The organism is Bacillus cereus group sp. BfR-BA-01523 (genome assembly GCF_022662615.1).
GTDB classification, from domain to species: Bacteria; Bacillota; Bacilli; order Bacillales; family Bacillaceae_G; genus Bacillus_A; species Bacillus_A mycoides.
The window spans coordinates 1-260 of sequence record NZ_JAKUDX010000047.1 but is presented as its reverse complement, the minus strand read 5'-3'; the positions used below and the strand labels follow the sequence as shown (position 1 = coordinate 260).

The following is a 260-nucleotide window of genomic DNA, read 5'->3' as shown; positions in this document are numbered from 1 at the left end:
TACACCACGGGACCATTTGGTTGCGGGGACAGGATTTGAACCTGCGACCTTCGGGTTATGAGCCCGACGAGCTACCGTACTGCTCCACCCCGCGATAATATTATTTATATAGTTATATGATAAGTGTTAGCAACCACATTACGAGAATGTTTGGTTGCGGGGACAGGATTTGAACCTGCGACCTTCGGGTTATGAGCCCGACGAGCTACCGTACTGCTCCACCCCGCGACAATATTATTCATATAATTTATATGGTGGAG

2 tRNA genes are annotated in these 260 nt (G+C 48.1%); both read right to left on the bottom strand.

Annotated features, from left to right (window positions below):
* Positions 1 to 17: 17 nt before the first annotated feature.
* Positions 18 to 94 (bottom strand) — tRNA-Met (locus tag MR066_RS27130).
* 57 nt (positions 95 to 151) lie between these two features.
* Positions 152 to 228: transfer RNA gene (locus MR066_RS27125), tRNA-Met, on the bottom strand.
* Positions 229 to 260 lie beyond the last annotated feature (32 nt).